Here is a 25889-nt window from a genome sequence, read left to right on the forward strand (position 1 = left end):
ATGACTGACGTTCGAGCAAATGAAGCATTTCCCGTCACCCAGGCCATGAAGGATTCGGGTGGCTGGAATCCGTTGTGGGACGGCCTTTCGGAGCTGGATCCCGAGTGGACCGAGCTGTACATGAAGACAGCAATGCAGCCCTGGAACAGTGGGGTGCTGTCACCTCAGGTGATCCAGTTGCTGTGCATAGCCGTCGATGCGGCGAGCACACACATGTACGCGCCCGGCGTACGACGCCATATTCGCGCCGCGCTCGACATGGGAGTGACCCCGAAGGAGATTCTCGAGGTGCTGAAACTGACCACCGTCGTCGGGATTCATTCCTGCAATGTCGGCGTTCCGATCCTGATGGAGGAAATCGCGAACCGGTGAGGGCGGTCAGTCCCGCTCGCGGTTCTCCCGTTCCTCACGCTGACGCTGGAGGAACGGGCTCGGGTTCTGTCCGCCGATCGGACCATGGCCGAGGACTCCGTGCTCGTAGGCCGACTCCGCGTGCAGGGCAACGTCGATTCCGCGGGCCTCGTCTTCACGCGAAATGCGGAAGCCGAAGGTCTTGTCGATGAGCTTTCCGAGACCGTAGGTCACACCGAAGGCATAGAGCGCGACCACGACGACGCCGACGAACTGCTTGCCCAACTGCGCGAATCCACCGCCGAAGAACAAACCTTCCGGACCGCCCGTCATCACGGCCGTCGCGAGGAGTCCGATCAGCAACGAGCCGACGATTCCACCGACGAGGTGCACGCCGACGACGTCGAGGGAGTCGTCGTAGCCGAGCTTGTGCTTCCATCCCACGGCGTACGAGCAGACGATGCCGGCGATCAGACCGATGACGAGCGCACCGAACATGTTCACCGTTCCGCACGACGGGGTGATCGCGACCAGACCGGCGACGACGCCCGACGCTGCGCCGAACGTCGTGGGGTGTCCGTCACGATTTTGTTCGACGAACAGCCAGCCGAGTAGTCCGGTGCAACCGGCGACGAGTGTGTTGAGGAAGATCTGCGAGGCCATACCGTCGGCCGCAAGGGCCGAGCCGGCGTTGAATCCGAACCAACCGAACCAGAGCAGGCCTACGCCGAGCAGGACGAACGGCAGATTGTGCGGACGCATCGACTCGGCCTTGAAACCCATCCGCTGGCCGAGGACCAGGGCCAATGCCAGACCCGACGCTCCGGACACGATCTCGACCACGAGGCCACCGGCGTAGTCGAGTGCTCCCATCTGGGCGAGCCATCCCTGCGGATTCCACACCCAGTGAGCGACGGGGACGTAGACGAGCAAGGACCAGATGGGGACGAAGATCATCCAGGCGGAGAACTTCGCTCGGTCGGCGATCGCACCACTGATCAGTGCCGCAGTAAGGATCGCGAAGGTCAATTGAAAGGTTGCGAACAACACTTCCGGGACGTTCCCGTGCACGGTCGACGGGTCGATGCCCGCCATTCCGACGTGCTCGAGTCCACCGATGATGCCGCCGTGATCGTCGCCGAACACGAGGCTGTAGCCCACGAACAACCACGCAACAGTGACGAGTGCGATCGAGACGAAGCTCATCATGATCATGTTGAGGACGCCGGTCGAGCGGACCATGCCGCCGTAGAACAGTGCCAGTCCTGGCGTCATCAGAAGAACCAGTGCAGTACTGACGAGCAACCAGGCAGTTGCTCCGGCATCGATGGTGGCGGGCACAGTCTTCTCCTCACGCACGCGGACCAGCCCGCGTGCACGGAACCCACGATGCGTGCGTGCGGTTTCCTACGCACTGCGATTGTGTTGCGAACATGTTTCGGGAGAAGTCGGCGTTGCACCCGCACCGGACCACCTGTCGTGGGTCGCCGGTAGTCTTTGCGCGTGGCCCTGTACCGGAAGTATCGACCCGCGTCCTTCGCCGAGGTGGTGGGGCAGGAGCATGTCACCGCACCGCTCAGCACGGCCCTCGACACCGGACGCATCAACCATGCCTATCTCTTTTCCGGCCCACGTGGCTGTGGAAAGACGTCGTCGGCGCGCATCCTTGCGCGTTCACTGAACTGTGAGAAGGGTCCGACCTCGACGCCGTGCGACGTGTGCGACTCGTGCGTTTCGCTGGGCCCGGGCGGCACAGGCAACCTGGACGTCACCGAACTCGACGCCGCAAGTCACGGTGGCGTCGACGACACGCGAGAACTCCGAGACAAGGCCTTCCACGCACCGGCCGCTTCTCGTTATCGCGTCTTCATCATCGACGAGGCACACATGGTGACGGCGGCGGGCTTCAACGCGCTGCTCAAGATTGTCGAAGAGCCGCCGGAACACCTCATCTTCATCTTTGCGACGACGGAACCCGAAAAGGTTCTCCCCACCATTCGCTCGCGTACACACCATTACCCGTTCCGCCTGTTGGCGCCGTCGACCATGCGCGGACTCCTGGAAAAGATCTGCGCCCAGGAGGGCGTACCGGTCGAGCCCGCCGTATATCCGCTGGTAATCAAGGCCGGCGGTGGTTCGCCTCGAGACTCGTTGAGTGTCCTCGATCAGCTGCTCGCGGGCGCCGGAGAAGAAGGTGTCACGTATCCGCGCGCGCTCTCCCTTCTCGGAGTCACCGACGTCGCGCTCATCGACGAAGCCGTCGATGCTCTCTCCGCCAGTGACGGAGCCGCCTTGTTCGGCACTGTCGATCGCGTGATGGACGCCGGTCACGACCCACGCCGCTTCGCGCTGGATCTCCTCGAACGTCTGCGTGATCTCATTTTGATGCAGGCTGTCTCCGACGCCAGCGAACGAGGGTTGGTCGACGCACCCGAGGCAGAGCTGGTCACGATGCGTGAGCAGATTCAGCGAGTCGGTCCGGCCACGCTCACCCGTTTCGCCGAGACCGTCCATGCCGGGCTCAGCGAAATGCGTGGGGCGACGGCGCCGCGGCTGCTGCTCGAGGTGATGTGCGCGCGAATGCTGCTTCCCTCTGCTTCGGACACCGAGTCAGCTGTATTGCAGCGGCTCGAGCGCCTGGAACAAGGTATTCCGGCTGCCGGAGTCGCGGCTGCCGCTGCCCCTCGCGCGGCAGCAACGCCGGCACCGACCGTGCCGCCGCTCGAACCGGAGATTGCTTCCAAGTTCCAACGGCCCTCCCAACGTAAGGCCGAGCCTGAGGCACGGCCGGAACCAGCCGCGCCTGCTCCCGCGGCGGCGCCGCCGGTTGTCGAGGCTCCTGTCGTCGAGCCTCCGGTAGCGGCAGTTCCCGTCGTCGAGCCCCCAGTCGTCGAGCCCCCAGTCGTCGAGCCTCCCGCCGTTGAGATCGTGGAGCCTCCCGTTGCCGAACCGCTGGTGGTCGAAGCTCCTGTGGTTGAGGCTCCCGTGGTTGAAGCTCCCGTGGTTGAACTACCGACTCCAGCTACTGTCGAAGCGGAAGAGCCGATCGGACTTTCCGAGCCGGAACCCGACTACGAGCCCGAGGCCGAGCCCGAGTTCGAGGAGCCGGCGGCTGCAGAAGTTGCGCCGGTCTCGGCCGGCCCCACGGTCGAGACACTTCGTGAATCGTGGAACACCTTGCGCAACAAGGTCGGTGAACGAAACAAGGTTCTGCCGGCCATGCTGTCCGCTGCTACGGTTCACGACGTGCGTGGTCACGTCGTGGTCATTGCTCACGGCTCGCCGGTTCTGGGTGCTCGTGTGACGCAACCGCATAACGCAGCGGTCATCTGCGAGGTCCTTACCGAGATGTTCGGTGGCACTTGGCAAGTCGAGTACCAGGAAGGTGCGCCGCCCGCGCCTGCCGGGTCGAGCACGCCCAAGGCGGCAGAGGCTCCGACTCGCCCGGCCGCTGCGCCGCGATTCTCGCGCCCCAGTCAGGAACGCGCGGCGCAGCAGCCCAAGGCTCCGCAGCCCCAGCGTGGGGATTCGGACGACATTCCGCCGCCCGAGGCTCCCGACTACCCGGAAGACCCTGGACCGGCCCCCGCTCCCGAGGTCGACTACGAGGCAACTCCTCCGCCTGCAACGCGTGAGGACGAGGACGAAATGTTCGCGGAGGCGGCCGAGCCCGCGGACCCGACGGCCAGACGCGATCCCGAGGATGTTGCCAAGGAACTACTCAAGGACGTCCTTGGAGCCCGCAGACTCGAAAGTTGAGTCGCTGACGCGTCCCTTGTGGGCGGAACAACGGCCGGAATGTCGCGAGACAGGCCGCGTGATCGAATCGTTATAAGTGACTCGTCGTTGCTCTTCGCGGGCGTCGAGGGTGCAGTCGCTCGGTCAGTCAATGCTGAAAATGCTGTGGCTGGTTTGCTGGCACATTTGTTCGCCCAGTTTCGCTGTAACGAAACTTCGATTCGTACGATGACCGCCGAAGAATATCTGAGATTTCTTGTCGATCGACCGACGTTCGATCAATATTGCTAACTCTCAGCGTGTCACGAATGTTCAGATTGAACCTTGCAGATGTTTGTTTTGTGTCGATCGACCAATTTGGGACATTCGGCGAATTGGCCACATATTCGGCATTGTGCCGATTTAACGGATGCTCAACTGCATATTTGCTGTATGTCTGGATTGGACGGCTTTGAATCCAGGATCAGATACGGATGTTCCAGCCGGAGTTTGACGTCGAGTTAGGCAAACGAGTAACTCGAAGTTACAGCTAATTGTCGATTGCGGAAAAATTGCTGAAACATGTTCGCGATCTCGAACAATCTTTGTTATTTGGTTATGCCTTGAGGTGAATCTGCGTTTTACACGCCGACGAACGCGTGGTTAGTCTTCGGTCGATTGAGTCTCCCGTGGATGCGCGTGAAAATAGGAAGTGTAAGATGACTGAAGATTCAACTAATCCTGCAATTGCGATAGTCGGGATGAGCATGTGGTCTCCCGGTGCACACGATCTGCAAGGATTTTGGGAGAACGTCCTTGCGCGCCGGATGCAATTCCGAAAGTTTCCCGAGTCGCGGATGTCTCTCGACGACTATTGGAGCGCAAATCCCGACGACGTCGACAGAACGTATGCCGACCGGGGCGCGTTCATGGACGGATTCGAATTCGACTGGGTCGGGCGCCGGATCCCGGAGCGGACCTTCAAGTCGACAGATCTCACACACTGGTTGGCGCTGGAAACAGCACTCGGCGCTTTGACGGACGCGGGCTACAGCCGAGGATCGGTACCCACTGGCCGCAGCGCCGCAATCGTCGGCAACTCCCTTACCGGTGAAGAATCCCGGATGTGGTCGATGCGTTTGCGCTGGCCTTATGTCAAGCGCGCCCTCGCTGTGGCGGCCGAAGCGCGCCAGTTGGACAGTTCCGTCGTCGATGCCCTCGCCGAGACGATGGAAGAGGTCTACAAAGGCCCGCTGGTGGAGCCGAGTGAAGACACTCTGGCCGGTATGTTGTCGAATACGATTGCCGGTCGGATCTGCAACTACCTCGACTTCAACGGCGGCGGGTACGTCGTGGACGGTGCGTGCGCGTCCGGCATGCTCGCGGTGGCGACTGCGGCGGAAAAGCTGGCGTCCGGCGCGGCCGACTTCGTCTTGGCAGGTGGAGTCGACGTCAGCTTAGATCCTTTGGAACTCGTGGGATTCGCGCGTTTGGGTGCACTGACACGCGGTGACATGAACGTGTACGACGCAAGCCGAAGCGGATTCATCCCGGGTGAAGGCTGTGGATTCGTGGCCTTGAAACGGCTCGAGGACGCCAGGGCAGACGGTGACTACGTGTACGCGACGATTCGCGGCTGGGGCATCTCCACCGATGGCAAGGGTGGAATTACCAAGCCCCGCGCCGAAACTCAGGCCGAAATGATCCGTCGCGCATACTCGGGAGCAGGATTCGCTGCCAGCGAGGTTGCCTTTGTCGAAGGACACGGAACTGGCACTCCTGTCGGGGACCCCGTCGAACTTGCCGGCGTCCAGCAGGCCGCGCAGACGGACGGGCCCGTCGAGGCTCGCAGCATCGGTATGACCTCGCTGAAGTCGCTGATCGGGCACACGAAGGCGGCGTCGGGCATCCTTGCACTGATCAAGGCGACAATGGCCGTCAACCAACGAATCCTTCCGCCGATCGCCGGTTGCACCGACCCGAACCCGGCGTTCGGAACCGAAGCGCCAGCGCTCTTTCCGCTCGTCAACGGCGAGATCAGAGATCCGTCCGAGAAGATGCGCGCCGGTGCGCAGGCCATGGGATTCGGCGGTATCAACTGCCACGTCGCCATCGAATCGGCTGATGCACCGTCCAGCAAGCTGACACCTTCGCGCGACGTCCGCACCATGATGGCGTCGTACCAGGACACCGAGGTCTTCGTACTTTCCGCAGATTCCGCCATGGACTTGGCGACCCGAGCGCGGGATGTCGCAGATCTGGCAGTTCCGTTGAGTGTTGCCGAGCTGCTGGACTTTTCGGCGAAGCTCTCGCGGGTGATCTCGCCGACCGCGCCCTTCCGGGCCGCAGTGGTGGCAGGTCGACCCGCGCAGTTGGCCGAACGCATGCGCCAACTCGCCGTCATCTGCGAGAACTCTGCGCCCGCGGCCGGCCAGGTCAAGGTGGTCAGCAACGAGATATCGATCTCGAACAACGTTCGTCACGACATCGGGTTCCTGTTCCCGGGACAGGGATCACAACAGCTCGAGATGGCTCGCGTGCTGATCGAGCGTTTCGAGTGGGCGCGTGAACTGGCGAACGAGGCCGACGGCTGGCTGGAGGATGCGGGAGCGGAAGCGATCACGCCGCGGATTCTGCGGAACCCGGTCAAGAGCGCTGACGCTGCGGAATTGGCGAAGTGGAAGAGGGACCTCGCCCAGACGCAGTTCACCCAGCCCGCCGTTGCCTTGGCGTCGCTACTGTGGTTCGAGTACCTCCACCGTTTGGGCGTCACACCCACTGCCGTTGCCGGGCACAGTCTCGGGGAGCTGACAGCCCTCTACGTGGCAGGGGCTTACGACAAGAAGACGCTGATCACCTTGGCTGCGGCGAAGGGCGCGGCGATGGCGGTCAGTGGTGGCGGAAACGGCGCAATGGCGAGCCTGACCTGCGACCGATCGACGGCTGAGGCGATCATCGCGGAAGCAAACGGATATGCGACCGTCGCGAATCTGAATACGCCGACGCAGACAGTGGTTTCGGGTACCAAGGACGCGGTCGACGATGTGGTTGCCATCGCGAAGACGCGCGGAGTGTCGGCCCAGGCGCTTGCCGTGTCGAATGCTTTCCACTCCGAGATGATGAACGAGGCCGAGCGGGAGCTGAAGTCCACTGCGCCCGTTGACGAGCACGTCGATTCGCTGACCTGCCCCGTATATTCCTGCGTTGAAGGGGAACGCGTCCAGACGCCAGTGGCACTTCGCGAATTGGTCACCAAACAGGTTGTCTCACCGGTCGACTGGATCAAGACGGTACGTGGGATCTCGCAGGAGGTGGACCTGCTTGTCGAGGTCGGACCCGGCCGTGTGCTGACCGGGCTCACCAAGGCGATCAACGGGACCGACGGCGTGCGCTGCTTCCCCGTTGCGTCCAAGTCCGGACGTGACGAGGACTTCAACGTCGCACTGGCCGCGATGTACGTACACGGCGCTCAGGTCCGCTGGAACGAACTTTTCGACGGCCGCTTCGTGCGCGAATTCGTTCCCGCCGATCAGAAGGTGTTCATCGAGAACCTGGCCGAGGCGAAGCTGACGGTTAAATCTGCTCCCGAACCGCTCGCAGTTGGTACGTCCGGCGGGGATCCGGCTGCGGCGCTGGCCGATTACCTGAGCCGACGCGGGAACTTCCTCGTCGACGTCATTCGCGCGGATGTAGGCAGTGGAGCGACTTCTCCGTCTTCTCCATCTGCTCCGACTTCGCGGGCAGTCACCAACGGCCACGAATCTGTAGCAGCGAAAGCTCCTGCGCCGGTTTCGGCTCCGGTGGTCGAAGAGCCGGCTGTCGCGGGCGCGGGGTCCGTGGAAAGTGAGCTGATCAGGATCCTCGCCGGCACCACAGGGTTCCCGGCCGAGTCGATCACGACGGATTTGCGTCTGCTCGATGATCTGAATCTCGACTCGATCAGTGCGGCAGAGGCTATTTCGAAGGTTGCGCATCAATTCGAGGTTGTCGACCTCGACCCTGCCGAGTTGGCCAACGCCACCATCGGAGAAGCTGCATCGCTGATCCTTGCGGCATCGCCGAATGCCGGCACTGCCGTTCCAGTAGCTGCCGTTCCAGTAGCGCATTCGGGGCAATCGGACGTGTCGCGAATCCTGCTCGAGGTAATCGCAGAGGACACCGGATTTCCGGTGGGGTCTCTCGATGTGGATCTCCACCTGCTCGACGACCTGAACATGGACTCGATCAAGGCTGCCGATGCAATAGCCACGGTGGCAACACGGTTGGGTGTTCAGGGCGACCTGGATCCGGCCGAACTCGTCAACGTCAGCCTGGGTGAACTGATCGAGGTGCTCGATCGGTCCGCGAAGGAGATGTCGGGTCAGCAGCAGCCGGCTGCGCGGGCGCTGCCGACGAAGTCGCAGGGTATATCGGCCGACAGCTTCACCTGGGTTCGCGATTACACCCTGGAAAAGGTTCGGAGCGAGACAGCGTTGCACGAAGTCCGCGACCTCACGGCCGCGACGTTTGTCGTCATCGGTGACGACGCCGGTTTGGTCGGAAGATTGGAATCCGAACTTCGAGGCCGTGGCGCCCAGGTCGACACCCGGACATTCTCCGACGCCGACACTGCGAACGCACACCACGTGATTGCGGTAATGCCGCGCGTGACCGATGATTCCGTCACCGAAATCGGCTTGCGCCGCGGAATCGAACACATGCACAGAATAGTTCCGGCGCAGCAAAGTGGTGGCGCGCGAACCACATTGGCGGTGGTTCAGTTCATCGATGCCGAGTTGAGCAATCCAGCGCCGGTGCCGAGTGCGGCGGCTTTTGCAGCTTCGGTGCATCACGAGCGCCCCGAGCTGGATGTACGCGTCCTAGGATTCGACGGCTCGACAGCGGACGCGGAGGTGGCAACCACTGCCGTCTCCGAGTTGGATTCGGTTGCACCCTATGTGTTCGCGACTTACGACGCCGAGCTGGCGCGCACGGCACTGCAACCGCGGGTGCTCGCCTCGAACGACTACACCGTCCGGGAAAGTGGGCTGGGACGTTCGGATGTTGTGGTCGTGACCGGAGGCGCGAAAGGCATCATGGCGCAATGCGCTCTGGCGCTGGGCCGAAAGACCGGCGCCGAACTGGTACTGATCGGAAGCTCTCAGCGGCAGGCCGGTGACGAAATCGCCTCCACTCTTGCGGACTTCACGTCTGCCGGTTTGAGTGCCCACTACTATCGCTGCAACGTCACGGATGCTGCGGCGGTGGCCGGCATCGTCACTCAGATCGAGATCGAGGTGGGGCCGATCACCGGGTTTGTCCACGGTGCGGGGGCGAACGTTCCGCGGCGGTTCGAGAGAGTCGACAGCGCTGCGGCTTTCAAGGAGGTTGCACCGAAGGTCCTGGGCGCAGCCAACTTCGTGGAAGCGCTCGCTGAACGCGAGTTGAAGCTGTTCGTGGGCTTCTCTTCCATCATCGGATTCACTGGTATGCCCGGAAACAGCTGGTATGCATACGGAAACGAGCTTCTCGACGAAATGGTGGTGCGGTATGCCGCCGGGCACCCGAAGACTCGGACGTTCTCGCTCGCGTACAGCGTGTGGGGAGAGACAGGGATGGGCGCCCGCATGGGCAGCGTCAACCACCTCGCGAAGATGGGTGTCATGCCGATTTCGACGGCTGCGGGAGTGGATCACTTCCTTCGTCTGGTCGACAGTGGACCCGAGGCGAGTCGCATCGTCGTGACCAGTCGACTCGGGGGTCTCGACACCTGGGCTCCCGCAGCGCCGGCTCTGCCGGCGGTGTCGCGCTACATCGACCAAATCGTGACGTTCGAGCCGCACGTAGAACTCGCGACCCGAACGACGTTGTCCACCTCGGCGGATTCGTTTGTCCTCGACCATGTCTGGAAGGGATCGGCGTTGCTGCCGACGGTCTTCGGGCTCGAGGCGATGTCGCAGGCGGCAGCCTATGTCACGGGACGGGTGACCCTGGGCCGTGTCCGTATCGACGACATCAAGCTGGATCGACCGATCGTCGTCGACACGGTCGAGGGCACCAGAATCGAGATCAGGGCAAGCGTCGTCGAGCAGGATCGTGATGCCGCCGGAACGCGGGTGCATGTCACGATCGGCACCGAACGGACCGGGTACGGGCGGCCCCATTTCTCGGCCGACTTCATCTTCGGGCTGGACGAAACACTGCCTGAGTTCGAGAGGGAATTGCCGCGACCGGTGCTCGACATCGATCCGTTGGACGATCTCTACTCGTGGTTGCTGTTCCAGGAGGGCGATTTCCGCCGACTCGAAGAGATCTCGAGTCTCGACTCCGAGCACATTCTCTTCAGCGCTATTTCGCGCGCCGACCGTAGGCAGCACCTCCTCGGTGATCCTTACTTCCTGGATTCACTGCTGCAATCGGGGCAGGTCATGGTTCCGCGGGAGATCTGCCTTCCGGTCAACATCGCCCGAATCGACATGTACGACGGGCGATTCGAGGCTCGTTCGTTCACCGCGTACGCCTACGACAAGGTGCAGACCGAGACCCACATGCAAGCCGACGTGGCAGTGGTGAAGGACGGGCGGGTGGTGATCCAGCTCGAGGGGTACCGCTCCCAGATTCTCTCGCACGACGAAAGTAGGCCTACAGCTGAGGAAATCGCGGACCCGACCGCGCGTGATGCGCAGATCATTCTCGACAAGCTCGCGCAACACAGCCGGGCGTTGGGAGTGAAGAGCCCGCGGGTTGTGGTCGCACATACCCCGGGGATTCACGAGCTGACCAAGTCGGAACGCCACGAGCAGGAGAAACCGATCGCCGAGGCGGCCGTGAACATTCATCTCGATGAGGATGCGGTGATCAAATGAGCAATGCCTTTGCCATCGAATGGCAGGAAACCGGAAAGCCCGTCGTTGTCGGTGACGTTCCACCATCGGTGGATGTCTCGCTCTCGCACGACGGTAGTAAGTCTCTCAGCTCCGCAGGTGACTGGCCGCAGGGATGCGACATCGAACCGATTCGCGCCCGAACCGTCGTGCAGTGGAAGGCACTTCTGGGTTCGGCGCGGATTCCGCTGCTGGACGAGTTGATCGCGGGCGGCGAATCACTCGATCGTGCGGGAACCAGGCTGTGGGCGGCGGCCGAGGCGATCCGAAAGGCCACGGGCCAGATGTCGGTTTCTCTGGCGATGGGTGCCAGGGAGGACGACGCTGTGACCTTCCGCGGCGGCGCGGAGGGAAGCGTGGTGGTTCTGACTTTTCCAGCTCTGTTGACGGATAACGAGGAGCGAATTCTCGCGTTCGTGACTCACGAGGAGGATGCGGAAGAACCGGCGCACGACCCGGCACCACAGTTCGACACCGGGCCGTTGTCGGCGAAGTCTCTCGCACAGTTCGATCCGATGGCCTACGGCTCCGACGTGCATGTGGTGGCACGCAGCGGCTATCCGGCGGTGTCGATCCGGTTCCCCGTCGGGTTCCGGGACGCGTGCAACGTCGGTGGATCAGTGGGGTTCGCGAGCTTCGCCCTGTGGCTGGGTGCTTTGCGGGAGAGGGGGACCGGACCGATCTCGAAGCAGATCGTCGAAGACATGGCGACGGGTCGTTGGGGCATGGTGACCAACAACTCCGAGGTGTTCATCGATGCGAACCTGTACACCGACGACATTGTCGAGGGGACGATCTGGATCACCGAGCTCACCGGTCCGGATCGGGCAACCACCAATCTGCATGTCGAATGGTGCCGAGTCGACGGTGAGACGCGCACCCACATCGGGTGGAGCGCGATGCAGACGACATGGGTGGAAATTCTCTCCCACGGCGTGGTGGCGGCACGGCCGATGCCGCAGTACTTCCACGATTTCATCGAGCCGATGACGATTCCGACGGGGGCGAAGAGCGTTGCGGTCCCGGCCGAGCCGAAGGACGTCGATCGTGGTTCGGTGATTCGCTCGGCTCCGATGGTGCCGCGCAACCCGTATCTACTCGAATCCGAGGTGTTCTCGACGACGCTGCAAGACGGAAACGTCGTGGGCAACGTCTACTTCGGCAACTATTACATCTGGCAGTCGAGGGTTCGGGACAAGTTCCTGGTCCGTTCTCAGCGTGAGGCCTTGGCGGCCCGCGGCGCTCTGGGTGAACTGAGTTGTGTGCACACGCGGGTGGAGCATTTGCGTGAGGTCATGCCGTTCGACGATGTGCTCGTCACGATGTCTTTGGCAGCTCTCTACGAGAAGGGGATCGACCTCGAGTTCGAGTATTTCAAGGTCCATCCGGATGGATCGCGGGAGAAGCTCGCGATCGCTCGTCATCGAACTATCTGGACGATACCGAGCGCTCCTGGAGCCCTGGATATTGCTCCGCCGTCGAATCTTCCACAGTCGCTGATCGATTCGGTACTGGAGGCGATCGACGGAAAGTAGACGGGGGATTTCCGAGATCGAAGTAGAGAAACGGGTTGCGTTTTCCTTACGGGAGAACGCAACCCGTTTCGACGGGGAGGGGCAAGTATGGGTACCGGAGTTTCGAGGCGGTCAGTTCTGAAGGGGTCGTTAGTCGGCACAGCGGCTGTTGCTTTGGGAGCAAAGGCGAGTGCTGCTCCGGCGGGGAGTGTGGATATCGAGTCTCCGTTGATTTTTCATTCACCGGAGTTCGAGCCGTTTTGTGACGAGCTTCCCTCACTTCCCATGCTTTTCGGCAGTGAGATCACTCTGACGGCGCAGGTCGGGACACACGTATTTCATCGGGATTTTCCGTCGTCTCCCGCCTTGTCGTACAGCAGCGCAGAGTTCGGCGGCGGCTATTTGGGCCCCACCGTCGAGGCGCATTCGGACGAGCCGATCATGTTGACGTTCGAGAACAATCTCGCCGGGCATCCGCTGGCTGCGGACATGGATATGACATTGCACGGAATGCAGGCCGATTTTCGCGCGAATCCGCCGACGTCGTTGCACTTGCACGGAGGAGTCACTTCGCCCGAGAGCGATGGCCATCCGGAGTTGCTGGTGATGCCGGGACAGGCTGCGATGCATCACTTTTCGCACGGGCAGGAAGCTGCGCACCTCTGGTATCACGATCACGCGATGGGCACCACCCGGCTCAACGTCTACGCCGGTCTGATCGGCAACTATCTGATCAGGGACGAATTCGACACCGGCAAGCTGGGAAATCCGTTGGGGCTGCCGGCCGAGGAATTCGAGATCCCGCTGATCTTGCAGGAGAAGATCTTCACGCCGGCAGGCGCTCAGAGCGGCCGATCCACCATCTTGATACCGGAAGGATCGTGGGAAGGCGGCGCGGTGGGGGACGTCGGATTGGTCAACGGCAAGGTCTGGCCGGAACTGGCTGTGGCTCGGGGCCTTTACCGTTTCAGGGTCGTCAATGCCTCGTCGGCAAGTGTGTGGAATCTCCACTTCTCGAACATGATGACGTTCTGGGTCATCGGCAACGACGCCGGAATGCTCGACGCACCCGTCGCGGTCAATGCCTTCCGCTGCGCACCTGGGGAGCGGTACGACCTCCTCGTCGATTTCACCGGACTGTCGGAGGGGTCGACGGTGGAGCTTCGCAACGACGAGGCGCCACCGCTGCCCGCCGCTGTCATCGGTGAAGTGACGATGCCGCTGTTCTGCCGGTTCCGCGGCGATTCCAGACGCGGTTTCACGGGAGGTGTTCCGACGCGACTGCGCGGTGGGAGGCGGCAGCGCGACGTTCTCGCTCCGTTGGAGCCGCCGACGGTAGTTCGCACGGTGACGGTGAGCCAGCAACTGGAACTGCGGAATCCGCCGGCTCAGATGACGCTGAACAACCTGACGTTCAGCACCACCGACGTCGAGAGGCCGCGGCAGGGCATCGTCGAGCAGTGGAACATCGTCAACACCACACCCGACCCGCATCCGATTCACCTGCACCTGGTGAACTTCCGAATCCTCGGCCGAACACCGATGCGGACGCTGGACTACCTCATCCGTCATCCGCAGCCGGTGATCGGCAACAAGTGGACTCCGTCGCCCGACGGGTTCGAGGCGGGACCGATGATCGCGCCGGCGCCGTGGGAAGCGGGGATGAAGGACACCGTCAGGGTGGACGGTGGCACGGTCACGCGGATCATCGTGCGATTCCCGACCGCGGACGAGCTGGGTTTCGATCCCGACGCGATGTTCGAGCGACTTCCGAGTGTGGGGATGACTGGTGGCGATCAGACGCATCAGGGAAGTGGTCACCACGGTACGAGTAACCAAGGTATGAGTAACGCTGGTCAACTCCAGGGATACGTGTGGCATTGCCACCTACTCGACCACGAAGATCACGACATGATGCTGCCCTATCGAATCGTGCCGTGAGCGCCGCCGGAAGCGCACTCGAAATGAACCGGAGCGGGCAGGCGCACGCACGTCGGATCACCTCGGTCACCTAGCAGGATCGCTTCGGTCCTTCCCATGAATTTGGAACACGTTCTACAGTGAAAGGGCTGAGGTCTGTACCTCGGCCATGCGCCACCACCGAAGGCGGCGCGGACGATCTGCAGACCGGTTCGACGAATTACACGGAAGGAACACCTCACAGTGACCACAGAGGCATTCATTTATGAAGCCATCCGTACCCCGCGAGGCCGCGGCAAGAAGACCGGGTCGTTGCACTCGGTTAAGCCGATCTCGCTGGTCACGGGTCTGATCCAGGAACTGCGCGTGCGCTTTCCCGACCTCGACGAGGATCGGATCTCCGACCTCATCCTGGGCGTCGTCACCCCCGTTGGCGATCAGGGAATGGACATCGCCCGCGTTGCAGTCAACGATGCGGGACTGCCCGACACCGTCGGCGGCGTTCAGCTCAACCGTTTCTGCGCTTCCGGTCTCGAAGCCGTGAACATGGCTGCCCAGAAGGTCCGGTCCGGCTGGGACGAACTGGTGATCGCCGGTGGCGTCGAGTCGATGTCCCGCGTTCCGATGGGATCCGACGGTGGACCGTGGGCGCTCGACCCCGCCACCAACTACGACAACTACTTCGTCCCGCAGGGCGTCGGCGCAGACCTCATCGCCACCATCGAGGGCTTCTCGCGTGACGACGTCGACGCATACGCCGTGCGCTCGCAGGACCTCGCCGCCAAGGCGTGGACCGGCGGATACTTCGCCAAGTCGGTAGTGCCGGTCAAGGACATCAACGGCATCACCATCCTCGACAACGACGAGCACATGCGTCCCGGCACCACGGCCGAGAACCTCGCCGGCCTGGCTTCCGCATTCGGTGTGATCGGTGAAATCGGCGGATTCGACGCCGTGTCGCTGCAGAAGTACCACTGGGTCGAGAAGATCAACCACGTTCACCACGGCGGCAACAGCTCGGGAATCGTCGACGGCGCTGCACTCGTGCTCGTCGGCAGCGAGCAGGCCGGCAAGGACATGGGCCTGACGCCGCGTGCTCGCGTCGTCGCCACCGCCACCAGCGGAGCCGACTCCACCATCATGCTCACCGGCCCGACGCCGGCGTCGAAGAAGGTTCTGGCTGCTGCCGGCCTGACCGTCGACGACATCGACCTCTTCGAGATCAACGAGGCGTTCGCCTCCGTCGTCCTGAAGTTCCAGAAGGACCTGAACATCCCGGACGAGAAGCTCAACGTCAACGGCGGCGCCATCGCCATGGGCCACCCGCTCGGAGCAACCGGCGCGATGATCACCGGAACGATGGTCGACGAGCTCGAGCGTCGTGGCGGCAAGCGCGCCCTCATCACCCTGTGCATCGGCGGCGGTATGGGCGTTGCCACCATCATCGAGCGCGTCTGACGCGGCGTCCGTCCTTCCAACGAGGCTTACCAGGAGTCAATCAAAGTGACTGATCAGAACATCATCAACTGGGACCAGGACGCCGACGGCATCGTCGTGCTCACCATCAACGATCCCAACCAGGGCGCTAACACCATGAACGACGCGTACATCGCGTCGATGAAGGCCACCGTCGACCGTCTGGTCGCCGAGAAGGACTCCATCACCGGTGCCGTCATCACCTCCGGCAAGAAGACCTTCTTCGCGGGTGGTGACCTCAAGAACATGATCAAGGTCGGCCCCGAGCAGGCCGAGGAGATCTACAACCACAGCGTCGAGATCAAGGCAGACCTGCGTCGCCTCGAGACTCTCGGCAAGCCGGTAGTCGCCGCCATCAACGGCGCGGCACTCGGCGGTGGCCTCGAGATTGCTCTCGCGACCCACCACCGCATCGCGGCGGACGTCAAGGGCGTCAAGATCGGCCTGCCCGAGGTCACCCTCGGCCTGCTGCCCGGTGGCGGCGGCGTCGTTCGCACCGTGCGGATGCTCGGCCTGCAGAACGCGCTCATGGGCGTCCTGCTTCAGGGACAGCAGCGTGGACCCGTCCAGGCCAAGGAAGTCGGCCTCATCGACGAGGTCGTCGGCTCGGTAGAGGAACTGGTTCCGGCCGCGAAGGCATGGATCAAGGCCAACCCCGAAGGCGGCGTTCAGCCGTGGGATGTCAAGGGCTACAAGATCCCCGGCGGAACCCCGTCCACTCCGGCATTCGCTGCCAACCTTCCGGCATTCCCCGCGAACCTGCGCAAGCAGCTCAAGGGTGCTCCGATGCCGGCTCCGCGCGCCATCATGGCCGCAGCCGTCGAGGGCTCGCAGGTCGACATCGACAACGCGCTGCTCATCGAGGCTCGTTACTTCACCTCCCTGGTGACCGGCCGCGTCGCGAAGAACATGATTCAGGCGTTCTTCTTCGACCTGCAGTCGATCAACGGCGGCGGTTCACGTCCGGCAGGCATCGAGAAGTCCACCATCAAGAAGGTCGGCGTCATCGGCGCAGGCATGATGGGCGCGGGCATCGCGTACGTCTCCGCCAAGGCAGGCTTCGACGTCGTCCTCAAGGACGTCACCATCGAGGCTGCGAACAAGGGCAAGGCGTACTCCGAAGGCATTGAGGCCAAGGCACTCTCGCGCGGCAAGACCACGCAGGAGAAGTCCGACGCACTCCTCGCCAAGATCACCCCGACGGCTGACCCGGCCGATTTCGCCGGCGTCGACTTCGTCATCGAAGCCGTCTTCGAGAGCCAGGAACTCAAGCACAAGGTGTTCCAGGAGATCGAGGACATCGTCGATCCCAAGGCCCTGCTGGGCTCGAACACCTCGACGCTGCCCATCACGGGTCTCGCCACCGGCGTGAAGCGTCAGGAAGACTTCATCGGCATCCACTTCTTCTCTCCCGTCGACAAGATGCCGCTGGTGGAGATCATCCGCGGTGAGAAGACCTCCGACGAGACTCTGGCTCGCGTGTTCGACTACGTCCAGGCAATCCGTAAGACGCCGATCGTGGTCAACGACTCGCGTGGCTTCTTCACCTCACGTGTCATCGGAACCTTCATCAACGAGGCCATCGGCATGCTCGCCGAGGGCGTCGAGCCCGCCACCATCGAGCAGGCAGGTATGCAGGCCGGTTACCCGGCTGCGCCGCTTCAGCTTTCGGACGAGCTCAACCTCACCCTCATGCAGAAGATCCGCAAGGAATCTGCCGAGGCAGCCAAGGCCGAAGGCAAGGAACTGCCGGCAGATCCGGCCGGCGAGGTCATCAACACCCTCGTTGAGAAGTTCGATCGTAAGGGCAAGCTCGGTGGAGCAGGCTTCTACGATTACGCAGAGGGCAAGCGCACCGGCCTGTGGTCCGGACTCCGCGAGAACTTCAATTCCGGAACCTCCGACGCCCCGATCCAGGACCTCATCGACCGCATGCTGTTCATCGAGGCGATCGAGACGCAGAAGTGCTTCGACGAGAACGTCCTGATCACCACGGCGGACGCCAACATCGGCTCCATCATGGGCATCGGGTTCCCGGCCTGGACCGGTGGCGTTCACCAGTTCATCGTCGGCTACGAGGGCGGCACTGCCGGCTTCGTCGCTCGCGCAAAGGAACTCGCTGCGCAGTACGGCCCGCGGTTCACCCCGCCGGCTTCGCTAGAGGCATAGCCCCCGTGCGCGGTTAGGGAGTCTCAGCACTTCCTAACCGCGCACAGCTTTATCCACAGGTTGGTTTTTTCGGCGAAATCCTTCTGTATGTATTTGCAGGCTCGTCGTATGCCTTCACATACAGAAATCGATGCATTGCAGGTTATCGTCGATGCTCAGCACGGACTGGTCAGTCACACCCAACTTCACGCCATCGGATTTCCGCGCTCTCGCGTGAAACAACGAGTTGAGGTCGGACGCTGGCAAACTGTTCTTCGCGGCGTCTACTCCGTCACCACGGGCCCATTGACCAGGTATGCCGCACTCGAAGCGGCGCTTCTGTACGGCGGCGGGTCGTCGATGCTCAGCCATCACACTGCCGCTGAGGAATGGTCGATGCGTCGGCGGGACAGCACTGCACCAGTACACATCACCGTTCCGTACGGGAAGTCTGCGATCTCTCAGGCTGCCACTTTCGTTCGTGGCCTCGGCGCCGACCGACATCCGTCACCAATGATCGGCACTGTCCTCCATCCCGGCGTTGTAGTTCACCGTTCGAGGGCTCATCGTCACATCGGTGTCGACGCGCAGATGCCGCGCACCGGCAAGGCTGATACAGCTCTCGATCTGGCCGTCGCAGAACCGACTGCGCGCGAGGCCTATGTCAGCCTCATCACCACAGTCACCAACGGACGCATCCGTTTGACGGACATCCGCCGACGCATGGAGGAGCGCTCACCCCGTCGATATCGGAAGGCCCTCGACAGTGCGGTGAAGGTCTTGGCAGATGGGGTGCAGTCATCGCTCGAATACCATTACGCGGTCGACGTGGAGCGGGCGCACGGGTTGCCGTCGGCCAGACGCCAGTCACCGATTCGCGTCGACGGCCGCACGTTGTACGAGGATTGTGACTACAGCGAATTCGGTGTGCCGCTGATCGTGCGTCTCGACGGTCGGTGGGCGCATTCCATGGCGGAGGTGGCATTCCGTGATCGCCGTCGTGACAATGCGGCAGAGCTGGCAGGTCGTCCGCGGTTGGTCTACGGATTCGACGAGGTGGTGAAGACCCCGTGCCAGGTTGCGCACGAGGTGGAGACGGTATTGCGGCGGGGAGGTTGGGTGAGGACGGGGGATCGCCCCTGCGGGGCCTGTGAGTGGTTAAGGAGTGCGGAGACTCCTTAACCACTCACAGGGGCTGTGCCCCTAGGCCTTCCACCATGGGCGAAGCGGCACATGCGCCTCACCCTTGGGGCCGAGCTTGACGGCCAGAACCTGGTGCAGCTGAACGACATTGCGCTCGAATCCGAGCCGTGAACCCGCCATGTACAGGCCCCAGACGCGTGCGGTTCCTTCGCCGACCTCGGCGACGCAGGCGTCCCAGTTGTCGACGAGGTTCTGGCACCATCCGGCGAGCGTCAGTGCGTAGTGCTCGCGAAGGTTCTCCTCGTGACGCACCTCGAGGCCGACGTTCTGGATCTCGGAGATGATGCGACCCGATCCGGTGAGCTCCCCGTCGGGGAAGACGTACCGGTCGATGAATCCGCCTGCCTTGGCGCCGCTTCGGTTGTCCGGACGGGTGATGCAGTGGTTGAGCAGACGCCCACCCTCGCGCAACTTGCCCTTGAGGAACTCGAAGTAAGCCGGGTAGTTTCCGACGCCGATGTGCTCCGTCAGGCCGATCGAGGACACTGCGTCGAACCCGGTCTCCGCGACGTCGCGGTAGTCGGAGAAGCGGACCTGCGCAAGATCAGCAAGCCCCTCGTCTTCGATGGCCTTCTGTGCCCAATCTGCCTGTTCGCGTGAGAGAGTCACGCCGATCACCTTGACGCCGCGCCTGGCCGCGTAGCGAACCATCGAGCCCCAGCCGCAGCCGATGTCGAGAAGTCGATCACCCTTCTGAAGTCCGAGCTTCTCGAACACCAGGCGGTACTTGTTCTCCTGGGCTTCTTCGAGGGTCTGCTCCGCATTGTCATAGGCGGCGCAGGTGTACGTCATGGAGGGGCCGAGGACGTACTCGTAGAAGGTGTTGGAGACGTCATAGTGGTGATGTATGACTTCGGCGTCACGAGTCTTGGAGTGACGCAGTCCTTCTGCGACGCGACGCCAGCGAGGGAGATGTTCCTGGGGCGGCGGGGCGATGGGCCGCAACAGATCCCAGCCCAGCGAGCGCGTGATGCTGGCGAGAGTCAGTGCTGACGGGCGCTTGAGGTGGAGTTCGTCGCCCATGATGCGCAGAATCTCGTACGGATCACCGGGGTGGACGCCCTCGGCTTCGAGATCGCCGGAGACGTACGCGCGGGCCATGCCGAGGTCGCCGGGAGCTGTTGCGAGATAAGTGGTTCCGCGAGTCGACTTGAGGTGCAGTCCGTAGTCGGCATCTTCGGGGCCGGCGGTGCTGCCGTCGTACGCGGTGAATCGAAGCGGCAGCATGCCGTCGGAAAGCGTCTCGAGAATCTCTGCGATGGAGAGCTTGTCCTGGCTTTTGGAGTCTTTGAACGTGGTCATTTACGTTGCACCGCCTTAGAGAATAGATCCAATAAACGGGAATTCGGGTCGTAGCGTTCCTTGAGTCCGATGTACCGGTCGCCGCCGTAGTACAGCTCCTCGAAGTCTTCCTTCGAGTAGTAGGAGTCGGAGTAGAGCGATTTGTGTCCGTCGAAATCGCTGACCTTTTCTTCGATCAGTCGATTTGCTGCCCCCTCGCGCTCACCGGGAACTATCGGCACCGAAGACCAGAAGCCGATGTTGACGTAGGTGCGCTTGGGTTCGAGGGGGTAGAGGGGCCACGGCCGCGATGTGGCCAATTGATCCAGCCGCGATGCTGAGGCAGCGGCCGGGCTTGGCTCACGAAGACGCAACGGGCACAACCACAGTGGTTCGATCGGAATTTCCTCGAGGAACCACGAGACGAAGTCCGCGGTTCGTTCGATGGGTACCTCGACGTCCTGGACGACGCGTTCGCGCGGGGGCTTGCCCTTGCGCTTTTCGAGGCGATCTCCGATGTCGTACTTGTGGTCGAGGGCAATCAGCTTCCAGTAGAAGCTGCTGCGCAGGTACTGCTTGGGCCAGAAGCGCCGGATCTTCGGGTTCTGTGCACCGAAAGCCCGTGAGCACCAGAACCAGTCGGTGTCCCAGCGCCACAAGTAGTCCCGAATGGTCAAGCGGTCCGTCTTGGGCTGTGTGAGTGACGGATGCTGGATCGACCGGTAGAAGATGTCCTGGTCGGTGTAGTCGCTGACCGGGCCTTCCTCGTCGGTTTGCACGCCGAGTGTGAGGTAGCTCTCGGAATCGGTGAAGACCACCCCGTCGAGGTAGTCGACGGCGATCCCGTCGTACTCGCGCTCGGTGACGATGCGATCCATCGTTTCTTCGAGCTTCTTCAGTGAATCGAAGCGCACATGACGCAACGCGACGTACTTCTCGACCGGTTCGAGTGCGATCTTCAATCGCGTCGAATAGCCAAGGGTGCCGTAGGAATTGGGGAAACCGAAGAACAGCTCGGCGTGTTCACCGTCCGGCGTTGCGGTGATGATCTCGCCGCTTCCGGTCAGTACGTCGATTTCGAGTACCGACTCGTGCGGTAAGCCGTTGCGGAAGGAGGTGGACTCGATGCCCAGGCCGGTCACCGCACCGCCCAGGGTGATGGTCTTGAGCTGAGGCACGACCAATGGCGCCAACCCGTAGGGCAGCGTCGCGTCGACGAGGTCTTCGTAGGTGCACATGCCGGCGACGTCGGCGGTGCGCGCCTGCGCATCGACGGCGATGACACCGGCCAGACCGCTGACGTCGAGGCCGGGGGCCGACGTCTTGGCGCGAGCGCGGAACAGATTGGATGTCTTCTTTGCCAGGCGTACAGAAGCATCGGCGGGAATGGCGCGGTATGACGCGAGTAGGCGTTCGACGCCTTCTCTGTGCTGCTCGAACCCCATTTCACGCGCAGCATCGGAACCCGGGCCTTGCTTTGTCCGGATTCGATCGAACTTCTGAACTACCCCATTGAACGAGAGAGTCACACCCTGACGCTATCGGTAGTTGCGCGTGCAAGCTATCTGGAGGGGTCTTAATGCCCGAATTTGATCGAGTTGTTGCAAACGAACTCGATAAATGCGCCAACAGGTGAACCAGCTCACAGGACAGGGCAGATTGTCGAGATACCGGGGCGGGACAGGCAATATGGAAAGGAATGTCTGCGCAGTTCGAGGTGCGGATTCGAGAGTCATTCGCGGTATCGAGCCGCGTTGGTCGAACAAGGAGACGTAGGGCATATGGGTCAGGTCAATGCAATGAGTTCGATAGTCGTCACAGCGGCACCCGACAAGGTGCTCGCGGCGCTCTCGGACTACGAGACGGTTCGCCCGCGAATCCTGTCCGAGCAGTACCTCGACTACAAGGTCGTCGAAGGCGGCCAGGGTGACGGAACCGTCGCGCAGTGGACGCTCAAGGCGACGGAAAAGCGTTCGCGCAACGTCAAGGCCACAGTGACGGTCGACGGCAACGTCATCACCGAGAAGGACGCCAACTCCAGTCTCGTCACCACCTGGACCGTTGCCCCTAACGGCACCGGAACGACGGTTACGACGCTCACCCAGTGGCAGGGTGCCACCGGAATCGGCGGCTTCTTCGAGCGCACCTTCGCTCCGAAGGGTCTGCAGCGCATCCAGGCCCAGGTCCTGGACAATCTCAAGCGCGAACTGGTCTGACTGATTCTGCATGTCGAGAGATGGCGTCGTACCTTCACCGGTGCGGCGCCATCTTTCATGCGCCGGTAATGATCCGCCCCAACTCGGCGAGTGCGGGGTTTCCGCTTTCCCAGTAATCGCTGTGAACTCCGAACCCCGGCTCCCCGGGTGATCCGTCGAATATCTGCGCGCCGAATTCCGGATCCGACGGGTCGAATCCGTGGACTCCGAGGATCTTGGGGATTAATTGGACCGGATCCCAGAAGGCCGTCGTCGAATGAACACGACGCGACATCTCGGAGGAGTCGACGCCGTCCAGGCTCAGTTCGTTCACACGCTCGGCATCGACTCCCGGGCTTGCGACAAATACCAGTTCGTCGACGTCGAGAGAAGCGCCACGGGTAGTCGCAGCACCGATGACGGTGCTGCCGTAGGAGTGCCCGATCACGACGTTGTGCGACGGCGGACCGTCATGTGAGGTGCGTAGCCCGTCCTGGAAAGTGTCCAGCCCGGGCGCCGCGGCGTCTGCGTAGCGATCCGAACCGGCGTCGGGAATGCCTGGGGGAGCGTCGTACCCGGACCACAGGATCACCGACGTGGCTTCCGTTGGTGCCGCGCTGACGGCTGCGTCGTACATGGCTCTGGTTCGTTGTAGATCTCCGCCGACGCCCGAGAGCCCGGAACCGGTTCCGGGAATCAACGTTGCGACGTTGTCGGCGGCATCGGGATTACCGACTGCCACTACGGCGTGCCCATCCGTGACCGAGAGAAGGAACGTGTCCGGTCGAAGTTCGCCGCGCACGGCCGTGTATCCGGCCGCTACCGTTCGATCCGGCAACTGCTCGAGTGCAGAGAGGTACCGCCGGTTGTAGTAGTCCCGGTCGAGAGCGGGAAGGCCGTCGCGACTTCCGACGGACGGATCCCACCTCGCCAACGCGTCTTTCTCGTTGGGCGTGAGCGATTCCCAGAGTCGGTGTAGCTCCGCGGGTGTTCCGGGGAGTGCCGACCTCCCGTCGAGAATGTCGACGACAGTGCGGCTGAGGCGATCAGGCTGATTACCCAGGAGCGATCCGATCTCCCGGAATGCCTGACGTAGAGCAGTCGCGGCCCGGTTGTCTTCATAGTCCAGCCCCGACAAAGAGTCGAAGATTCGCTGCTGAAAACTCTGTGCAGCCGTAGCGTTTTCGGAATCTTGCATGACGTCGGCCAGATTCCACGGCTGCGTCGACGCAGGCGCCGATACAGCTCCGCTGTCTGACACCGTCAAGCCGTGTTCGAGAGTCGCCTCCTCGACCAGGTCCAGAACTGTTCTTCGCGCGGTGCCGATCGTATTGGCCGCTCCGGCATACAGATCCGCGACCACGCGCACCGTAATCGAGAGCCGAGAGGAGACAAGCGAGATGCCCGACCACTGCACTGCCGCCGCGCTCGACGCTTCGCCCCGCCAGAACTCGCGGACGGCGTCGATGCTGCGACCGGCGTCGCCACTGAGAAATTCGACTTTCCGATCGTTTTCGACGAGTTCCGCAGCGCAGGTGCGTAGTTGCTCCGGTGACCACGCGCGAAGCTGAGAGATGGTGGGCCGCATCAGTAGTCTCCGCGCAGTTCGGACACCACGTCGGCCTCGGTAGTGTCGTACAGACGTGCTGCGGCAGTGGTTCCGGACGCCACGAGCCCCAATTGCGTAGCCAGGTGCCGGTAGGCGTCGGCGATCACGCCGGCATGCTCCGTCGATACAGCCATGACAGCGGACGAATCCAGGCTCGTCGCGGCTTCGGAAATCGGGCTAGCGGAGTCGAACCCTGAAATCTGATCCGCAATTCGAGACAGATCGACCGAAAGTTGCTGCAACGCAGCGATGTCTACCTGAAGTATCGGCCCCATGGCTGAACCGTAGCCAGGCGAACTGGCTGTCGGGGCCGTGCCGGCTTTCCTGTGGACAAGCGGATTTTCTCCACAGAAGCCGGATCAGGGGGTTGTCAGGAAGGCCGTGACTCCACTGGTGACGGCGGCTGCATAGTCCTGCTGACCGTCCGGGCTCGTCATGCGCGCTGCCTCGTCGGCATTTCGCATGTTGCCGAGTTCGACCAGAATCGACGGCCGCTGCGACAGATTGAGTCCCGTCAGATCGGCGCGTGGTGCCAGCCCGTCGTCACCGATGTAGGTCGACGGGGTGAGGCCGGCCGTGACGAGTGAGTCGCGCATGGTTTCCGCAAAAGCCACGGACGGGCCAGCCTGAACCGAGTTCAGCGGGGGAGCGGAGTAGCAGACGTGGAAGCCTTCGGCCCCGGCCGCTGCGCCGTCCGCATGAATACTCACCACGACGTCGGCGCCGGAGGAATTGGCGGCTTCGGCGCGTGCGTCGACGCAAGATCCGACGCTGACGTCGTCCGGTCGACTCAGGACGACTGTGGCGCCTTGGCCTTCGAGTTCGCTCTTGACCAGGCTCGCGACTTCCCAGTTGAAGGTGTGTTCGGGGAACCCGGCGTCGGTGTTGGTGCCGGTGGTCTGGCAGTTCTTGGTGCCGCCGCGGCCAGTGGGGACCTGGGTGTTGATGCTGTCGTCGTTCGCTCCACTGTGCCCGGGATCGAGGAAGACGACCTTGCCGGTGAGGGCTGCGGGGATGTCAGCGGCAACAGTGCTGAGCGGAGACACCTCGACCGAAGTCGTGGCCTCGGCAGTCTCGGTGGGAATCGTGCACGCGGCGCTCAGCAGGCCGGCCCCGACTACGGCGATGAGGGCGGTGGAGCGGAACACACGTGATGCCATGTTGGACCCTCTTGACGGTTTTACGGTGTCTGACTGGTTCCGGCGCACCCGCTCACGGTAGCGCGCACCGACTACGCTGGTGGGGATAACTCTGTAGAAAGGACCGCTCGTGCAACCAGGTGGAGCACCCGACATGTCTGCTCTGTTGGCTCAGGCTCAGCAGATGCAGCAGCAATTGATGGCGGCGCAACAGGAAATGGCTCAGGCCGAAGTGACCGGTCAGGCCGGCGGCGGGCTGGTTGTCGCCACGGTCAAGGGCACCGGCGAGGTTGTCGGTCTGCAGATCGATCCCAAGGTCGTCGACCCCGAAGACGTCGAGACGCTGCAGGATCTGGTGATCGGCGCGATCGAGGATGCTTCGCGCAAGGCACAGGAAGTCGCTGCTGAGAAGCTCGGCCCGTTGGCCGGCGGACTCGGCGGAGGCCTTCCCGGTCTCCCCGGCTTCTAGAAAC

The 25889-nt window shown here is 62.6% G+C and carries 16 protein-coding genes; 10 read left to right on the forward strand and 6 right to left on the reverse strand.

What is annotated here, in order from left to right; translation table 11 throughout:
* Complete coding sequence (locus ACFWEM_RS21725; protein ID WP_003943892.1) at positions 1 to 372, forward strand: carboxymuconolactone decarboxylase family protein; 372 nt, start codon at positions 1 to 3, stop codon at positions 370 to 372.
* 6 nt (positions 373 to 378) lie between these two features.
* Here the strand turns inward: ACFWEM_RS21725 and ACFWEM_RS21730 are convergent, their stop codons facing one another.
* A complete protein-coding gene (locus tag ACFWEM_RS21730; RefSeq protein ID WP_060939276.1) occupies positions 379 to 1692 on the reverse strand; it encodes an ammonium transporter in 1314 nt (437 codons plus the stop codon).
* 162 nt (positions 1693 to 1854) lie between these two features.
* Here ACFWEM_RS21730 and ACFWEM_RS21735 point away from each other — a divergent pair, with 162 nt between their 5' ends.
* The 7 genes from ACFWEM_RS21735 to ACFWEM_RS21765 all read left to right on the forward strand — a co-directional run bounded on the left by ACFWEM_RS21735 (position 1855) and on the right by ACFWEM_RS21765 (position 19171).
* A complete protein-coding gene (locus ACFWEM_RS21735) occupies positions 1855 to 4110 on the forward strand; it encodes a DNA polymerase III subunit gamma and tau (RefSeq protein WP_378536913.1) in 2256 nt (751 codons plus the stop codon).
* Positions 4111 to 4787: 677 nt separating this feature from the next.
* A complete protein-coding gene (locus ACFWEM_RS21740; RefSeq protein ID WP_378536917.1) occupies positions 4788 to 10913 on the forward strand; it encodes an SDR family NAD(P)-dependent oxidoreductase in 6126 nt (2041 codons plus the stop codon).
* Complete coding sequence (locus ACFWEM_RS21745) at positions 10910 to 12466, forward strand: hypothetical protein (protein ID WP_378536920.1); 1557 nt, start codon at positions 10910 to 10912, stop codon at positions 12464 to 12466. Before ACFWEM_RS21740 ends, ACFWEM_RS21745 begins: the two co-directional genes overlap by 4 nt.
* A gap of 87 nt (positions 12467 to 12553) precedes the next feature.
* Entirely contained in the window at positions 12554 to 14386 is a 1833-nt protein-coding gene (locus tag ACFWEM_RS21750) for a multicopper oxidase domain-containing protein (protein WP_378536923.1), read from the forward strand.
* 222 nt (positions 14387 to 14608) lie between these two features.
* The gene (locus ACFWEM_RS21755; protein ID WP_003943886.1) at positions 14609 to 15823 is read left to right on the forward strand and encodes an acetyl-CoA C-acetyltransferase; all 1215 of its coding nucleotides are present in this window, start codon (positions 14609 to 14611) and stop codon (positions 15821 to 15823) included.
* Positions 15824 to 15868: 45 nt separating this feature from the next.
* Positions 15869 to 18010 carry a 3-hydroxyacyl-CoA dehydrogenase NAD-binding domain-containing protein gene (locus ACFWEM_RS21760; protein WP_378536927.1) on the forward strand — a complete coding sequence of 714 codons (2142 nt, stop codon included), beginning with the start codon at positions 15869 to 15871 and terminating at the stop codon, positions 18008 to 18010.
* Positions 18011 to 18118: 108 nt separating this feature from the next.
* Complete coding sequence (locus tag ACFWEM_RS21765; protein ID WP_378536930.1) at positions 18119 to 19171, forward strand: hypothetical protein; 1053 nt, start codon at positions 18119 to 18121, stop codon at positions 19169 to 19171.
* A 21-nt stretch (positions 19172 to 19192) separates the two neighbouring features.
* Here ACFWEM_RS21765 and ACFWEM_RS21770 read toward each other — a convergent pair whose 3' ends face one another.
* Together ACFWEM_RS21770 and ACFWEM_RS21775 are read right to left on the reverse strand one after the other, a co-directional pair.
* Positions 19193 to 20494: a class I SAM-dependent methyltransferase gene (locus ACFWEM_RS21770; RefSeq protein WP_230816598.1), complete on the reverse strand. Its 1302-nt coding sequence runs from the start codon at positions 20492 to 20494 to the stop codon at positions 19193 to 19195.
* On the reverse strand, positions 20491 to 21918 hold the full coding sequence (locus tag ACFWEM_RS21775) for an FAD-binding protein (RefSeq protein WP_378537168.1): 1428 nt from the start codon (positions 21916 to 21918) through the stop codon (positions 20491 to 20493). Before ACFWEM_RS21775 ends, ACFWEM_RS21770 begins: the two co-directional genes overlap by 4 nt.
* A gap of 336 nt (positions 21919 to 22254) precedes the next feature.
* Between ACFWEM_RS21775 and ACFWEM_RS21780 the strand changes: the two genes are divergently transcribed.
* Positions 22255 to 22689: an SRPBCC family protein gene (locus tag ACFWEM_RS21780; RefSeq protein ID WP_378445664.1), complete on the forward strand. Its 435-nt coding sequence runs from the start codon at positions 22255 to 22257 to the stop codon at positions 22687 to 22689.
* A gap of 55 nt (positions 22690 to 22744) precedes the next feature.
* Here the strand turns inward: ACFWEM_RS21780 and ACFWEM_RS21785 are convergent, their stop codons facing one another.
* The 3 genes from ACFWEM_RS21785 to ACFWEM_RS21795 form a co-directional block, all read right to left on the reverse strand.
* Entirely contained in the window at positions 22745 to 24256 is a 1512-nt protein-coding gene (locus ACFWEM_RS21785) for an alpha/beta hydrolase (protein ID WP_378536934.1), read from the reverse strand.
* Positions 24256 to 24552 (reverse strand): hypothetical protein, encoded by a 297-nt coding sequence (locus ACFWEM_RS21790; protein WP_378536937.1) that lies wholly within the window; start codon positions 24550 to 24552, stop codon positions 24256 to 24258. The genes ACFWEM_RS21785 and ACFWEM_RS21790 overlap by 1 nt, the downstream gene beginning before the upstream one ends.
* 84 nt (positions 24553 to 24636) lie before the next feature.
* Positions 24637 to 25437: an Rv3717 family N-acetylmuramoyl-L-alanine amidase gene (locus tag ACFWEM_RS21795; protein ID WP_378536940.1), complete on the reverse strand. Its 801-nt coding sequence runs from the start codon at positions 25435 to 25437 to the stop codon at positions 24637 to 24639.
* Between the two features lie 109 nt (positions 25438 to 25546).
* Between ACFWEM_RS21795 and ACFWEM_RS21800 the strand changes: the two genes are divergently transcribed.
* Positions 25547 to 25885: a YbaB/EbfC family nucleoid-associated protein gene (locus tag ACFWEM_RS21800; protein WP_003943929.1), complete on the forward strand. Its 339-nt coding sequence runs from the start codon at positions 25547 to 25549 to the stop codon at positions 25883 to 25885.
* The last annotated feature ends 4 nt before the right edge of the window (positions 25886 to 25889 follow it).

The sequence above is a fragment of the Rhodococcus sp. NPDC060176 genome (assembly GCF_042728675.1).
Taxonomy (GTDB): Bacteria; Actinomycetota; Actinomycetes; order Mycobacteriales; family Mycobacteriaceae; genus Rhodococcus_F.

Coding starts and splice junctions, on each gene's coding strand:
- ACFWEM_RS21725 (WP_003943892.1), top strand. CDS start 1: ATGACTGACGTTCGAGCAAATGAAGCATTTCCCGTCACCCAGGCCATG.
- ACFWEM_RS21740 (WP_378536917.1), top strand. CDS start 4,788: ATGACTGAAGATTCAACTAATCCTGCAATTGCGATAGTCGGGATGAGC.
- ACFWEM_RS21745 (WP_378536920.1), top strand. CDS start 10,910: ATGAGCAATGCCTTTGCCATCGAATGGCAGGAAACCGGAAAGCCCGTC.
- ACFWEM_RS21750 (WP_378536923.1), top strand. CDS start 12,554: ATGGGTACCGGAGTTTCGAGGCGGTCAGTTCTGAAGGGGTCGTTAGTC.
- ACFWEM_RS21765 (WP_378536930.1), top strand. CDS start 18,119: ATGCCTTCACATACAGAAATCGATGCATTGCAGGTTATCGTCGATGCT.
- ACFWEM_RS21770 (WP_230816598.1), bottom strand. CDS start 20,494: ATGACCACGTTCAAAGACTCCAAAAGCCAGGACAAGCTCTCCATCGCA.
- ACFWEM_RS21775 (WP_378537168.1), bottom strand. CDS start 21,918: ATGGGGTTCGAGCAGCACAGAGAAGGCGTCGAACGCCTACTCGCGTCA.
- ACFWEM_RS21780 (WP_378445664.1), top strand. CDS start 22,255: ATGGGTCAGGTCAATGCAATGAGTTCGATAGTCGTCACAGCGGCACCC.
- ACFWEM_RS21785 (WP_378536934.1), bottom strand. CDS start 24,256: ATGCGGCCCACCATCTCTCAGCTTCGCGCGTGGTCACCGGAGCAACTA.
- ACFWEM_RS21790 (WP_378536937.1), bottom strand. CDS start 24,552: ATGGGGCCGATACTTCAGGTAGACATCGCTGCGTTGCAGCAACTTTCG.
- ACFWEM_RS21795 (WP_378536940.1), bottom strand. CDS start 25,437: ATGGCATCACGTGTGTTCCGCTCCACCGCCCTCATCGCCGTAGTCGGG.